Here is a 13,344-nt window from a genome sequence, read left to right as displayed (position 1 = left end):
CCGCCCCGCCACCCCTCCGCCGAATCTCCATTGCAGCCATGCAACGGCAATGCTGAAGTGACCCCATGGATCCGGCAAATGTTTTGCGTGCCCTGGACGCCCAACTCCGCGAGCACGCCTGCCCCGACGGGCCCGGCGCCCGGGTGGAACGAGTGGGCGAGGTGGTACGGCAGACGGCACCGCCGCCCGGCTGGAACGGGGTGCTCTGGTCCCGCCTCACCGAGGCCACCGCGGACGCGGCCATCGCCGCCCAGGTCCGCCATTTCGCCACGCTGGGACGGGACTTCGAGTGGAAGCTGTACTCCCATGACGCCCCGGCAGACTTGGCGGACCGGCTCCAGGCCGCGGGCTTCATCCCCGAGCCCCCGGAAACCGTGATGGTCGCCGAAGTGACCGCCGTATCCACCGAGTTGAACCTCCCCGAGGGCATCCATCTGCACACCGTCACCGACCCCGCCGAGGTCCATCTGGTGGCCACCGCCCATGAGCAGGCCTTCGGCACGGACGCGGCCCGTCTGGCGCACCGGCTGCGCGAGCAACTCGCCCGGCAGCCGGAGGAGCTCACCCTTGTGGTCGCCATGGCCGGTGACCAGCCGGTGTCCGCGGCGCGCATGGAGCTCTGCCCCGGCACCGAGTTCGCCGGACTCTGGGGCGGCGGGACCGCGCCCGGCTGGCGCGGCCGTGGCATCTACCGGGCCCTGATCACCCACCGGGCCCGTATCGCCGCCGCCCGCGGCTACCGCTATCTCCAGGTGGACGCGTCCGAGGAGAGCCGCCCCATCCTGGGGCGGCTGGGCTTCATGGAGCTGAGCACCACCACGCCGTATGTCTACGACCCGGGGCGGAGGGCGCCCCATTAGGGGCGCGGGGAACTGCGCGAGCAACCCTCACCTGCCCGCGGATGACACCCGACCCGGGGTGCGGGGCCGCTCACCAGAGAGACGCCCCCGGGGCGCGGTCGTCTTCCCCCTGCGGGCCGTCTGTGGCTGTTCGCGCAGTTCCCCGAGCCCCTATGGGGCGCCCCGCAAACCGAAGAGCCGCCGCCCCAAGCGGAGGGGCGACGGCTCGACAGTCACAGAATCAACGCGCGTCACATGACGCGAACAGCGCCCGTGGGGGGCGAGTAGCTCAGATCCCGCTCGACAATGCCCGTGCTGGGGTTCTGCGCACCGATGAACTTGCCGCCGCCCACATAGACCGCGACGTGGTACGCGCTGCCGGCCGAACCCCAGTAGAGGATGTCGCCGGGCTGGAGGTTGTCCAGGCCCACCTGGGTGCCGGCCGTGGACTGGTCCTGGGAGACGCGCGGCAGGCTGATGCCGATCTGCTGGTAGGCGGCCTGGACCAGGCCGGAGCAGTCATAGGAGGACGGGCCGGTGGAGCCCATCACATACGCCTTGCCGAGCTGGGCCTCCAGGAAGGAGATCAGGGTGGCCGCACTGCCGGTGGCGTGCGAGCTCGACGGCGTGGCGGAGTCGGAGGAGTCCGAGGCGGACCGGGCGGACAGCGAGGCCCGGCCCGCGTCCCGGGAGGCCCGCGCCTCCGCGTCCCGCTTCTCCTTGGCGGCGGCCGCCTTGCGCTCGGCCTCCGCCTTGCGGTCGGCCTCCTGCTTGGCCTTCTTCGCCGCGGCCTTGGCGGTGTCGGCCGCCTGGTCCACCTGCGCGCGTACCTGGTAGTCCACCGCGGTCTGCTGGGTCGCGTCCGCGCTCTGGGTGATGGAGGAGGCCAGCTCGGCGTTGAAGGCCGGCATCTCCATCGTGGCCTCGGTCGGCTTCTCCGCCGCGTCTGCCTGGGCGGCCGCGGTGACGGCCAGGGTGCTGAGGACGCCACCGGCAACACCCGTGCGAACGACCCAGGACTGGGTCGCCGGGCGCCGGGGCTTCCGGTGGCTGGTTATGTGCGCGTTGGGGGACATGGGACAAGGGCTTACCAGGCGGCGCAGGTTGAGTTCAATACGAGTGGCGTAGGTCACAAATCGCCGTCATGGGGCCCTGATTCGCCCCGCGGAGAGCGGAAACGGCCCCGCAAACCCCTCCACCAGGAATCGTGATCATGCGGTTATCCATGGCATTTGGGCGCTGGGCGGGACCGGCGGCGGGGCATATCACGTTCCGGTCTCGGCCGTCGAGGCGAGTTGTTCGAACCCGCCGGAAATCGGCCCCGCGCGTGGTGGAGTTCACGCTGCGGCCCGCTGGTGAACCGATGCGCGAGCGGACGATCAAGCGCCTCGTGAGGACGGCCCTCGCTCCAGCGAGTGGGGTTCCTATATCAGTTGACGGCGAGTCCTGCCAAGTTGCCGTCACCGGGCAGAATTTGATAATGGCTCACCCCGTTTCAGCAGCCGCGATGCGGTAAAGGATCACCGCAGGTGATCAAGCAGGCGCCCCCCGTACGGAGATCACCACTCATCCGACTTGATGATCGTTCGTCAGGTGGTGGAGATCACAAACGTGGTGCCGTACGCCGTGTCGCAGATCACAGACCGCCGGGCATAGGATGCCCCTCGACCCGGGCTTGTGAACTGCCTCACATAGAGGGGATCTTCACGGTGATTTCGCGCCGCGTACGCCGAAGTCCCCCAAGTGGTGCCGCCTGCCCGGTCCGGTCAGCCAGCAGCAGTCAGCGTCGACTGGAAGGAGCGAGGAGCGGTGAACGCCTATGCGCCCATCCTCGTACTGGGAGCCCTGGGAGCGGGCTTCGCGATCTTCTCCGTGGTGATGGCCTCGCTCATCGGGCCCAAGAGGTACAACCGCGCCAAGCTGGAGGCCTATGAGTGCGGTGTCCAGCCGACCCCACAGGCCCCGGGGCGCGGCCGCTTCCCGATCAAGTACTACCTGACGGCGATGCTCTTCATCGTCTTCGATATCGAGATCGTCTTTCTCTACCCCTGGGCCGTCTCCTTTGACGCCCTCGGGCTCTTCGGGCTCGTCGAGATGCTGCTCTTCGTGCTCACCGTCTTCGTCGCCTACGCCTATGTATGGCGGCGCGGCGGCCTGGAATGGGACTAGGGGGCGCGACAGCGGATGGGACTCGAGGAGAAACTGCCCAGCGGCTTTCTGCTGACCACCGTGGAGCAGGCGGCGGGCTGGGTCCGCAAGGCATCGGTCTTCCCGGCCACCTTCGGACTGGCCTGCTGTGCCATCGAGATGATGACCACCGGCGCCGGGCGCTATGACCTGGCCCGGTTCGGGATGGAGGTCTTCCGCGGCTCCCCGCGCCAGGCCGACCTGATGATCGTCGCCGGGCGGGTCAGCCAGAAGATGGCGCCGGTGCTGCGGCAGGTCTACGACCAGATGCCCAACCCCAAGTGGGTCATCTCCATGGGCGTCTGCGCCTCCAGCGGAGGCATGTTCAACAACTACGCCATTGTCCAGGGCGTGGACCACATCGTGCCGGTGGACATCTACCTCCCCGGCTGTCCGCCCCGCCCCGAGATGCTGATGGATTCCATTCTCAAGCTGCACAAGAAGATCCAGGGCGAGAAGCTCGGCGCCCATCGCCGGGAGGCGGAGCGCCAGGCCGAGGAGGCGGCGCTGAAGGCCCTGCCCCTCATCGAACAGAAGGGGCTGCTGCGATGAGCGAGGAGCCGGCCGGGCCCGCCGAGGAGCGGGTGCCCGCCCAGCGCGAGGACACCGGCGAGGTGATCGGCGTCCGGCGGGGCATGTTCGGGGCCAAGGACGGCGGTGACACCAGCGGTTATGGGCGTCTGGTACGGACCGTCCAGCTGCCGGGGGCCAGTACGCGGCCGTACGGCGGTCCACGCGGCGGAGCCGCATATGGAGACTTCGACGAGGTGGCGGACGAGCTGGAGGGCGCCCTGGAGGAACAGGGCCTGGTCCCGGAGAACGCCATCGAGAAGACGGTGGTCCACCGGGGCGAGCTCACCTTCCATATCGCCCGCGAGCATCTGCTCCGGGTGGCCAGGACGCTGCGCGACGACCCGGCGCTGCGCTTCGAGATGTGCACCGGCGTCAGCGGCGTCCACTACCCCGGGGACAAGGGCCGCGAGCTGCACGCCGTCTACCACCTGCGCTCGATCACCCATAACCGGCTGATCCGGCTGGAGGTCAGCGCCCCGGACAGCGATCCCCATGTGCCGTCCATCGTCGAGGTCTATCCGGCCAACGACTGGCATGAGCGCGAGACCTATGACTTCTTCGGGCTGGTCTTCGACGGCCATCCGGCACTGACGCGCATCATGATGCCGGACGACTGGCAGGGCTTCCCACAGCGCAAGGACTACCCCCTGGGCGGCATCCCCGTGGAATACAAGGGCGCCCAGATCCCCGCTCCGGACCAGCGGAGGTCATACAGCTGATGTCGACTCCCGAAGCAAGCTCCCGCGAGACCACCGAGGGCCCCGTCTATACGGTCACCGGCGGCGACTGGGACGAGATCACCGAGGCCGCCCGGCAGGCCGATGACGAGCGCATCGTGGTCAATATGGGCCCCCAGCACCCCTCCACCCATGGGGTGCTGCGGCTGATCCTGGAGATCGACGGAGAGACGGTCTCCGAGGCCCGGGCCGGAATCGGCTATCTGCACACCGGGATCGAGAAGAACCTGGAGTACCGCAACTGGACGCAGGCCACCACCTTCGTCACGCGTATGGACTATCTGATGGGCCTGCACAATGAGACGGCCTACTGCCTGGGCGTGGAGCGGCTGCTGGGCATCGAGGAGCAGATCCCCGACCGGGCCACCGTGATCCGGGTGCTGCTGATGGAGCTGAACCGAATCTCCTCGCACCTGGTGTACATCGCCACCGGCGGCATGGAGCTGGGTGCCTCCACCATCGCCATCTTCGGCTTCCGCGACCGGGAGATGGTGCTGGACATCTTTGAACTGGTCACCGGCCTGCGGATGAACCACGCCTATGTCCGCCCCGGCGGGCTGGCCCAGGACCTGCCGCCCGGTGCGGTGGACCAGGTGCGCGAGTTCATCAAGAAGATGCGCCGCAACCTGCCCGAGTACGACAAGCTCGCCACCGGCAACCCGGCCTTCAAGGCCCGGCTGCAGGACGTCGGTTATCTGGACCTCACCGGCTGTATGGCGCTGGGCATCACCGGCCCGATACTGCGCGCCGCCGGGCTGCCGCACGATCTGCGCAAGGCCCAGCCGTACTGCGGCTATGAGAACTATGAGTTCGACGTCCCCACCGGTGACACCTGTGACGCCTATGGCCGCTTTCTGATCCGGCTGGAGGAGATGAAGCAGTCACTGCGCATTGTGGAGCAGTGCCTGGACCGGCTCCAGCCGGGGCCGGTGATGGTGGCCGACAAAAAGATCGCCTGGCCCGCCCAACTGGCCCTGGGCCCCGATGGCCTGGGCAACTCCCTGGACCACATCAAGAAGATCATGGGCACCTCGATGGAGGCCCTGATCCACCACTTCAAGCTGGTCACCGAGGGCTTCCGGGTGCCACCGGGCCAGGCGTACGCGGCCATTGAGTCACCCCGCGGCGAACTGGGCGTGCATGTGGTCAGCGACGGCGGCACCCGGCCGTACCGGGTGCACTTCCGCGACCCCTCCTTCAGCAACCTCCAGTCCATGGCGGCGATGTGCGAGGGCGGCCAGGTGGCCGATGTCATCGTCGCGGTGGCCTCTATCGATCCCGTGATGGGAGGCGTGGACAGGTGACCGAAGTCAGCCTGGGAATGCCGCAGTTGCCCGCGCCGGACTACCCGGCCGAGGTCAAGACCCGGCTGCTGGCCGACGCCCGGGAGGTGATCGGGCGCTATCCGGACAGCCGTAGCGCGCTGCTGCCGCTGCTGCACCTGGTGCAGTCCGAGGAGGGGTATGTCACCCGCACCGGCATCCGGTTCTGCGCCGAACAACTCGGCCTGACCACCGCCGAGGTGACCGCGGTCGCCACCTTCTACACCATGTACCGGCGCCGGCCCGGCGGGGACTACCAGGTCGGGGTGTGCACCAACACCCTGTGCGCGGTGCTCGGCGGGGACGCCATCTTCGAGGCGCTCCGCCGCCATCTGGGGGTGGGCAACGGGGAGACCACCGCCGACGGCAAGGTCACCCTGGAGCACATCGAGTGCAACGCGGCCTGCGACTACGCCCCGGTGGTGATGGTCAACTGGGAGTTCTTCGACAACCAGACCGTGGAGAGCGCCAAAGAGCTGGTGGACGAGCTGCGCGCCGGGCGCACCGTACGGCCCACCCGGGGCGCGCCGTTGTGCACCTACCGGGAGACCGCCCGCATCCTGGCCGGTTTCCCCGATGAGCGGCCGGGCGCGGTGGAGGCGAGCGGCGGCGCCGGTCCGGCCTCACTGGCCGGGCTGCGGCTGGCCAGGGGGGAGGGCGGACCGGCCCGGGTGGGCCCGCCGCGTACCGAGCCGCCACAGGACGAGCGTCCGCCCGAGCACCCCAGTTCGCATGACGCGCCCCAGCAGACATCCGCCTCGGACCCCGACCACCCCAGCGGACCGGTGACCGAGGAGGGGGAGGGATGACCATGGCACCGGAAGTCAGCGAGACGAGCCCCGAGAAGCTGCTCGCTCCCGTGCTCAGCGCGTTCTGGGACGAGCCCGGGTCCTGGACGCTGGAGACCTATCTGCGCCATGACGGCTATGCCGGGCTGCGCAAGGCCCTGGCCATGACCCCCGATGAGGTCATCGCCTATGTCAAGGACTCCGGTCTGCGCGGCCGGGGCGGCGCCGGCTTCCCCACCGGCATGAAATGGCAGTTCATCCCGCAGGGCGACGGCAAGCCGCACTATCTGGTGGTCAACGCGGACGAGTCCGAACCGGGCACCTGCAAGGACATCCCCCTTCTCTTCGCCAATCCGCACGCCCTGATCGAGGGCATGGTGATCGCCTGCTACGCGATCCGCTCCGAGCATGCCTTTATCTATCTGCGCGGCGAGACCGTCCCGGTGCTGCGCCGGCTGCATCTGGCCGTCCGGGAGGCCTACGCGGCCGGCTATCTCGGCCGCGACATTCTGGGCAGCGGCATCAACCTCGATGTCACCGTGCACGCGGGGGCGGGCGCCTATATCTGCGGCGAGGAGACCGCCCTGCTGGACTCCCTGGAAGGCCGCCGCGGCCAGCCCCGGCTCCGTCCCCCCTTCCCTGCGGTGGCGGGGCTCTACGCCTGCCCCACTGTGGTGAACAACGTGGAGTCCATCGCCTCGGTTCCCGCGATTCTGGGCCGGGGCAAGGAGTGGTTCCGTTCCATGGGGAGCGAGAAGTCCCCCGGATTCACGCTCTATTCGCTCAGCGGGCATGTGGCCGGGCCCGGCCAGTACGAGGCGCCGCTGGGCATCACCCTGCGCCAGCTGCTGGGCATGAGCGGCGGCATGCGGCCGGGCCACCGGCTCAAGTTCTGGACGCCCGGCGGCTCTTCGACCCCCATCCTCACCGAGGAGCACCTGGACGTCCCCCTGGACTACGAGGGGGTGGGCGCCGCCGGCTCCATGCTGGGTACCAAGGCGCTCCAGTGCTTCGACGAGACCACCTGTGTGGTGCGGGCGGTGACCCGGTGGACGGAGTTCTACGCCCATGAGTCCTGCGGCAAGTGCACCCCCTGCCGCGAAGGCACCTACTGGCTGGTCCAGTTGCTGCGCGACATCGAGGCGGGCAAGGGCCGGATGGCCGACCTGGACAAGATCAACGACATCGCGGACAACATCAACGGCAAGTCGTTCTGCGCCCTGGGCGACGGTGCCGCCAGCCCCATCTTCTCCTCGCTGAAGTACTTCCGCGCCGAGTACGAGGAGCACATCAGGGGCAAGGGCTGCCCCTTCGACCCGGCGAAGTCCACGGTGTGGGCGGACCGGACCAACCCGCATCCGGAGGTGCGTGCATGACCGTCACCACGCAGCCGCAGGGCGCGCCGGCGGCGCAGGACCTGGTGTCCGTCACCATCGACGGCATTGAACTGTCGGTGCCCAAGGGGACCTTGGTGATCCGGGCGGCGGAGCTGGTGGGCATCGAGATCCCGCGGTTCTGCGACCATCCGCTGCTGGACCCGGTGGGCGCCTGCCGGCAGTGCATCGTGGAGGTGGAGGGCCAGCGCAAGCCGATGGCCTCCTGCACCATCACCTGCACCGACGGCATGGTGGTCAAGACCCAGCTCACCTCGCCGGTGGCCGAGAAGGCCCAGCGCGGGGTGATGGAGCTGCTGCTGATCAACCACCCGCTGGACTGCCCGGTGTGCGACAAGGGCGGCGAATGCCCGTTGCAGAACCAGGCGATGACCGCCGGGCAGGCCGACTCCCGCTTCGAGGGCCGCAAACGCACCTATGCCAAGCCCCTGCCCATCTCCCCCCAGGTGCTGCTGGACCGGGAGCGCTGTGTGCTGTGTGCCCGCTGCACCCGCTTCTCCCAGGAGATCGCCGGGGACCCGATGATCGAGCTGCTGGAGCGGGGGGCGCTGGAGCAGGTGGGCATCGGGGAGGGCGAGCCCTTCCGCTCGTACTTCTCCGGCAACACCATCCAGATCTGCCCGGTGGGGGCGCTCACCTCGGCCGCGTACCGCTTCCGGGCCCGGCCCTTCGACCTGGTCTCCTCGCCCACCGTCTGCGAGCACTGCGCGGGCGGCTGCGCCACCCGTACCGACCACCGGCGCGGCAAGGTGATGCGGCGGCTGGCCGCCGAGGACCCGGAGGTCAACGAGGAGTGGCTGTGCGACAAGGGCCGCTTCGCCTTCCGCTACCAGCAGCGGCCGGAGCGGCTCCAGGAGCCGCTGGTGCGCAATGCCGAGGGGGTGCTGGAGCCGGCCAGCTGGCCGGACGCCCTGGACGCGGCGGCGCGCGGGCTGGCGGCGGCCCGGGGCCGGACCGGGGTGCTCACCGGCGGGCGGCTGACCATGGAGGACTCCTACGCCTACGCCAAGTTCGCCCGGCTGGCGCTGGACACCCATGACATCGACTTCCGGGCCCGGGTGCACAGCGGGGAGGAGGCCGACTTCCTGGCCGCCCAAGTGGCCGGGCGCGGCCACGACTTGGACGGCTCCGGGCTGACGTACACCGCCCTGGAGCAGGCTCCGGCGGTGCTGCTGGCCGGGATCGAGGCCGAGGAGGAGGCGCCCGGGGTCTTTCTGCGGTTGCGCAAGGCGTGGCGCAAGCGGGGGCAGCGCACCTTTGCGCTGGCGCCCTTCGCCACCCGGGGACTGACGAAGGCGGGCGGGGTGCTGCTGCCCGCGGCTCCCGGCACCGAGGCGGAGTGGCTGCGGGCGCTGGCCGCCGGGTCCGGCCTGGACGCCGAGGGGCAGGCGGCCGCCGACGCGCTGCGCGCCCCGGGCGCGGTGATCGTGGTGGGGGAGCGGCTGGCGGCGGCGCCCGGGGCGCTGACCGCCGCGCTGGCCACCGCCACCGCCACCGGGGCGGCGCTGGTGTGGATCCCGCGCCGGGCCGGGGAGCGGGGCGCGGTGGAGGCCGGGGCGCTGCCCGGACTGCTGCCCGGCGGCCGGCCCGCCACCGACCCCCGGGCCCGCGAGGAGACCGCCCGGCTCTGGGGAGTGCCCGAACTCCCGCGCAGTCCCGGCCGGGACACCGGCCAGATCATCGAGGCGGCCGCCGCCGGGGAGCTGGGCGCCCTGCTGGTGGGCGGGGTGGAGCCGGCCGATCTGCCGGATCCGGACCGGGCCCGGGAGGCGCTGGACGCGGTCGGCTTCCTGGTCAGCCTGGAGCAGCGGCCCAGCGAGGTGACCGAGCGGGCCGATGTGGTCTTCCCGGTCGCGGCGGTGGCCGAGAAGGCGGGCACCTTCCTCAACTGGGAGGGCCGGATCCGTCCCTTCGAGCCCGCGCTGCGGCCGGACCAGATGCGGCGGCGGCTGATCATGTCCGACTGCCGGGTGCTGGACCGGCTGGCCGATGCCATGGACGTGGCCCTGGAGCTGCCCGATGTGACGGCGGTACGGCGGGAGCTGGCCCGGCTGGGCCGCTGGCCGGGACCGTACGCCCCGGCCCCGGTGGCGCCCGCCACGCGCCCGGTGCCCGCGCCCGCCGCGGGCGAGGCGGTGCTGGCGGGGCACCGGATGCTGCTGGACCAGGGCCGCCTGCAGGACGGCGATGACGCGCTGGCCGCCACCCGGCACCCGGCCCCGGCCCGGCTGTCGGCCGGCACCGCCGCCGAAGTGGGCGTGGCGGACGGCGAGTTGCTGGCGGTACGCGGCCCGTCCGGCACCGTCCGGCTGCCGCTGGCCATCACCCCGATGCCGGACCGGGTGGTCTGGCTGCCGCTGAACTCCACCGGCCGGGGCGTGTTCTCCGACACCGGGGCGCGCCCCGGGGAGCTGGTGCGCATCGGCCCCGACACCCAGGCACCGGAGGTGCGTTGATGACCCTGTCGATGGAAGACCTGTCGATGTTCGGCAGGGACCCCTGGTGGCTGGTGGCCCTCAAGGCCGTCTTCTGCTTCGCCTTTGTGATGGTGACCGTCCTGGTCTCCATTGTCTTCGAGCGCAAGATCATCGGCTGGATGCAGCTGCGCATCGGCCCCAACCGGCATGGCCCCTGGGGAATGCTGCAATCCCTGGCCGACGGTGTGAAGTTGATGCTCAAGGAGGACATCGTCGTCAAACGGGCCGACAAGCTGGTCTATGTGCTGGCGCCGGTGGTCGCGGCCATCCCGGCCTTTATGGCCATCGCGGTGATTCCCTTCGGCCCGGCGGACGACGAGATCTCCATCTTCGGCCACCGCACCACCATGCAGCTCACCGATCTGCCGATCGGGGTGCTCTACATCCTGGCCACCGCCTCGGTGGGCATCTATGGGATCGTGCTGGGCGGCTGGTCCTCCGGCTCGACCTATCCGCTGCTGGGCGGGCTGCGCTCCTGCGCCCAGATGATCTCCTATGAGATCGCCATGGGGGTGTCCTTCGCCGCGGTCTTCCTCTACTCCGGGTCGATGTCCACCTCGGCCATCGTCCAGGCGCAGCAGGGCCGTTGGTACATCGTGCTGCTGCCGGTCTCCTTCATCATCTACATCGTGTCGATGGTCGGCGAGACCAACCGGGCGCCGTTCGACCTGCCGGAGTCCGAGGGTGACCTGGTGGGCGGCTTCAACACCGAGTACTCCTCCATCAAGTTCGCGATGTTCATGCTGGCCGAGTACGTCAACATGGTCACCGTCTCCTCGGTGGCGGTGACGTTGTTCCTCGGCGGCTGGCGGGCGCCCTATCCCATCTCGGCGTTCTGGGCCGGGGCCAACCACGGCTGGTGGCCGCTGGCCTGGTTCGTCATCAAGATGGCGCTGCTGCTGTTCTTCTTCATCTGGCTGCGCGCCACCCTGCCCCGGCTGCGCTACGACCAGTTTATGAAGCTGGGCTGGAAGGTCCTGATCCCGGTGTCCATGGCCTGGCTGATGCTGGTGGCCACGGTGCGGGCGCTGCGCAACGAGAACTATGACTTCCGGCAGATCCTGCTCTATATCGGCGGCGCGGTGCTGGCGATCCTGCTGCTGTCGCTGCTGGCCGACGCCTTCAGCGGCCGGGCCGACCGTAAGCGTGCCGAGCCGGGGCCGGAGAACGGATTCGATCCCATGGCGGGTGGCTATCCGGTGCCCCCGCTGCCCGGCCAGAGCCTGCCGCCGGTGCCGCGCAGGCGGCCCCGCGGCCAGGGCGAGCTCATTGTCAGTGGTGGCCTCGATACTGTGCGTGACGGAAAGGAGGGTGGCGGTGCCCGCTGAGCACTCCCGCCTGAACCCGGTGGCCGGGTTCGGCGTGACCTTCAAGGACATCTTCAAAAAGCGCCTCACCGAGCAGTATCCGGAGTACAAGAAGCCCACCGCGCCGCGCTTCCACGGCCGCCACCAGCTCAACCGGCATCCGGACGGCCTGGAGAAGTGCATCGGCTGCGAGCTGTGTGCCTGGGCCTGCCCGGCGGACGCCATCTATGTGGAGGGCGCGGACAACACCCCCGAGGAGCGCTACTCGCCGGGCGAGCGGTACGGCCGGGTCTACCAGATCAACTATCTGCGCTGCATCCTGTGCGGCCTGTGTGTGGAGGCGTGCCCGACCCGCGCGCTGACCATGACCAATGAGTACGAACTGGCCGACCGCAGCCGGGAGTCGCTGATCTACACCAAGGAGGAGCTGCTGGCGGGCCTGGAGGAGGGCATGGTGGACGCCCCGCACGCCATCTATCCCGGAATGACCGAACAGGACTACTACCGGGGGCTGGTGACCGAGGCGGCGCCCGGCACGGTCCGCCAGGTGGCCGTCAGCAAGGGTGAACGGCCCGCCGGGGAAGGGGTGGAGGCATGAGCACCGCTTCCTCGCTGACCTCCACCGGTGAGGCGGTCCAGTTCTGGGTCCTGGCGGTGGTGGCCACCGGTGGCGCGCTGGCCACGGTGCTGATGCGGCGGGCCGTGCACAGCGCCCTCTCGCTGGCCGGGACCATGATCGTGCTGGCGGTGTTCTACCTGGCCAACGGGGCCTATTTCCTGGGCATCGCACAGATCGTGGTCTACACCGGCGCGGTGATGATGCTCTTCCTGTTTGTGGTGATGCTGGTGGGCGTGACGGCCGCCGACTCGCTGCGGGAGACCATCCGGGGCCAGCGCCTGCTGGCCGGGCTGTGCGGACTGGGCTTCGCCGTCCTGCTGTTCGCCGGGATCGGCAATGCCGCACTGCACCACTTCAACGGTCTGGGCCAGGCCAACTCCGGTGGGAATGTGGAGGGTCTGGCGGCCCTGATCTTCACCCGCTATGTCTTCGCCTTCGAGATCACCGGTGCGCTGCTGATCACCGCGGCGGTGGGCGCCATGGTGCTCACCCACCGGGAGCGCACCGAACCGGCCCCCACCCAGCGCCGGCTTTCCGAGGAGCGGGTGCGCAAGGGGGAGCACATCACCCCGCTGCCCGCCCCCGGCACCTATGCCCGGCACAACGCGGTGGATGTGCCGGCCCTGCTGCCCGACGGCACCCCCGCCGAGCTCAGTGTGAGCCCCACCCTGCGGGCCCGGGGCCAGGTCCGGGATGTCTCGGAGAAGGCGCTGGAGGATCTGGCGGCGCTGGAGCAGGGGTCGCGTAAATATCTGGCGCGCGGCAATGGCGAGCGGCAGAAGGGAGCCGGCCGGTGAACCCCGTCAACTACCTCTATCTCTCCGCCCTGTTGTTCACCATCGGTGGCGTGGGGGTGCTGATCCGGCGGAACGCGATCGTCGTCTTTATGTGTGTGGAGCTGATGCTCAACGCCTGCAATCTGGCGTTTGTCACCTTCTCCCGGATGCACGGCAATCTGGACGGCCAGATCTTCGCCTTCTTCACCATGATGGTGGCCGCCGCCGAGGTCGTGATCGGCCTGGCGATCATCGTCTCGGTCTTCCGCGCCCGCCGCTCGGCCTCGGTCGATGACGCCAGTCTGCTGAAGCTGTAAGGGGACGC

General features: G+C 69.7%; 13 protein-coding genes. 12 read left to right on the top strand and 1 reads right to left on the bottom strand.

What is annotated here, in order from left to right; translation table 11 throughout:
- Window positions 1–65 precede the first annotated feature (65 nt).
- On the top strand, window positions 66–860 hold the full coding sequence (locus tag CV755_RS21625; RefSeq protein ID WP_109281821.1) for a GNAT family N-acetyltransferase: 795 nt from the start codon (window positions 66–68) through the stop codon (window positions 858–860).
- A gap of 230 nt (window positions 861–1,090) precedes the next feature.
- Here CV755_RS21625 and CV755_RS21620 read toward each other — a convergent pair whose 3' ends face one another.
- Window positions 1,091–1,915, bottom strand: coding sequence for a C40 family peptidase (locus CV755_RS21620; RefSeq protein WP_109281820.1), 825 nt, complete (start codon window positions 1,913–1,915; stop codon window positions 1,091–1,093).
- Between the two features lie 733 nt (window positions 1,916–2,648).
- Here CV755_RS21620 and CV755_RS21615 point away from each other — a divergent pair.
- The 11 genes from CV755_RS21615 to nuoK are packed head-to-tail and all read left to right on the top strand — an operon-like array spanning window position 2,649 to window position 13,336.
- Window positions 2,649–3,008 (top strand): NADH-quinone oxidoreductase subunit A, encoded by a 360-nt coding sequence (locus CV755_RS21615; protein ID WP_109281819.1) that lies wholly within the window; start codon window positions 2,649–2,651, stop codon window positions 3,006–3,008.
- 15 nt (window positions 3,009–3,023) lie between these two features.
- A complete protein-coding gene (locus tag CV755_RS21610) occupies window positions 3,024–3,578 on the top strand; it encodes a NuoB/complex I 20 kDa subunit family protein (protein ID WP_109281818.1) in 555 nt (184 codons plus the stop codon).
- The gene (locus CV755_RS21605; RefSeq protein WP_109281817.1) at window positions 3,575–4,318 is read left to right on the top strand and encodes an NADH-quinone oxidoreductase subunit C; all 744 of its coding nucleotides are present in this window, start codon (window positions 3,575–3,577) and stop codon (window positions 4,316–4,318) included. Before CV755_RS21610 ends, CV755_RS21605 begins: the two co-directional genes overlap by 4 nt.
- A complete protein-coding gene (locus CV755_RS21600) occupies window positions 4,318–5,640 on the top strand; it encodes an NADH-quinone oxidoreductase subunit D (protein WP_109281816.1) in 1,323 nt (440 codons plus the stop codon). Before CV755_RS21605 ends, CV755_RS21600 begins: the two co-directional genes overlap by 1 nt.
- Window positions 5,641–5,657: 17 nt before the next feature.
- On the top strand, window positions 5,658–6,467 hold the full coding sequence (nuoE, locus tag CV755_RS21595; RefSeq protein ID WP_109282025.1) for an NADH-quinone oxidoreductase subunit NuoE: 810 nt from the start codon (window positions 5,658–5,660) through the stop codon (window positions 6,465–6,467).
- On the top strand, window positions 6,464–7,822 hold the full coding sequence (nuoF, locus tag CV755_RS21590) for an NADH-quinone oxidoreductase subunit NuoF (RefSeq protein ID WP_109281815.1): 1,359 nt from the start codon (window positions 6,464–6,466) through the stop codon (window positions 7,820–7,822). Before nuoE ends, nuoF begins: the two co-directional genes overlap by 4 nt.
- A complete protein-coding gene (locus CV755_RS21585; RefSeq protein ID WP_109281814.1) occupies window positions 7,819–10,296 on the top strand; it encodes an NADH-quinone oxidoreductase subunit G in 2,478 nt (825 codons plus the stop codon). Before nuoF ends, CV755_RS21585 begins: the two co-directional genes overlap by 4 nt.
- Window positions 10,296–11,645 carry an NADH-quinone oxidoreductase subunit NuoH gene (gene nuoH, locus CV755_RS21580; RefSeq protein WP_109281813.1) on the top strand — a complete coding sequence of 450 codons (1,350 nt, stop codon included), beginning with the start codon at window positions 10,296–10,298 and terminating at the stop codon, window positions 11,643–11,645. Before CV755_RS21585 ends, nuoH begins: the two co-directional genes overlap by 1 nt.
- Window positions 11,635–12,222: an NADH-quinone oxidoreductase subunit NuoI gene (gene nuoI, locus CV755_RS21575; protein ID WP_241561323.1), complete on the top strand. Its 588-nt coding sequence runs from the start codon at window positions 11,635–11,637 to the stop codon at window positions 12,220–12,222. Before nuoH ends, nuoI begins: the two co-directional genes overlap by 11 nt.
- On the top strand, window positions 12,219–13,040 hold the full coding sequence (locus CV755_RS21570) for an NADH-quinone oxidoreductase subunit J (protein WP_109281811.1): 822 nt from the start codon (window positions 12,219–12,221) through the stop codon (window positions 13,038–13,040). Before nuoI ends, CV755_RS21570 begins: the two co-directional genes overlap by 4 nt.
- Complete coding sequence (gene nuoK, locus CV755_RS21565; RefSeq protein WP_109281810.1) at window positions 13,037–13,336, top strand: NADH-quinone oxidoreductase subunit NuoK; 300 nt, start codon at window positions 13,037–13,039, stop codon at window positions 13,334–13,336. Before CV755_RS21570 ends, nuoK begins: the two co-directional genes overlap by 4 nt.
- Window positions 13,337–13,344 lie beyond the last annotated feature (8 nt).

Origin of the sequence: Streptomyces orinoci, from assembly GCF_003121295.1 — a bacterium.
In the GTDB taxonomy this organism is placed as follows: Bacteria; Actinomycetota; Actinomycetes; order Streptomycetales; family Streptomycetaceae; genus Streptomyces; species Streptomyces orinoci.
Note: the sequence above shows the minus strand (reverse complement) of the source record. Positions and strands in the feature narration are given on the sequence as shown.

Coding starts and splice junctions, on each gene's coding strand:
- CV755_RS21570 (WP_109281811.1), top strand. CDS start 12,219: ATGAGCACCGCTTCCTCGCTGACCTCCACCGGTGAGGCGGTCCAGTTC.
- nuoF (WP_109281815.1), top strand. CDS start 6,464: ATGACCATGGCACCGGAAGTCAGCGAGACGAGCCCCGAGAAGCTGCTC.
- CV755_RS21600 (WP_109281816.1), top strand. CDS start 4,318: ATGTCGACTCCCGAAGCAAGCTCCCGCGAGACCACCGAGGGCCCCGTC.
- CV755_RS21585 (WP_109281814.1), top strand. CDS start 7,819: ATGACCGTCACCACGCAGCCGCAGGGCGCGCCGGCGGCGCAGGACCTG.
- CV755_RS21605 (WP_109281817.1), top strand. CDS start 3,575: ATGAGCGAGGAGCCGGCCGGGCCCGCCGAGGAGCGGGTGCCCGCCCAG.
- nuoE (WP_109282025.1), top strand. CDS start 5,658: ATGCCGCAGTTGCCCGCGCCGGACTACCCGGCCGAGGTCAAGACCCGG.
- CV755_RS21620 (WP_109281820.1), bottom strand. CDS start 1,915: ATGTCCCCCAACGCGCACATAACCAGCCACCGGAAGCCCCGGCGCCCG.
- nuoH (WP_109281813.1), top strand. CDS start 10,296: ATGACCCTGTCGATGGAAGACCTGTCGATGTTCGGCAGGGACCCCTGG.
- CV755_RS21610 (WP_109281818.1), top strand. CDS start 3,024: ATGGGACTCGAGGAGAAACTGCCCAGCGGCTTTCTGCTGACCACCGTG.
- CV755_RS21625 (WP_109281821.1), top strand. CDS start 66: ATGGATCCGGCAAATGTTTTGCGTGCCCTGGACGCCCAACTCCGCGAG.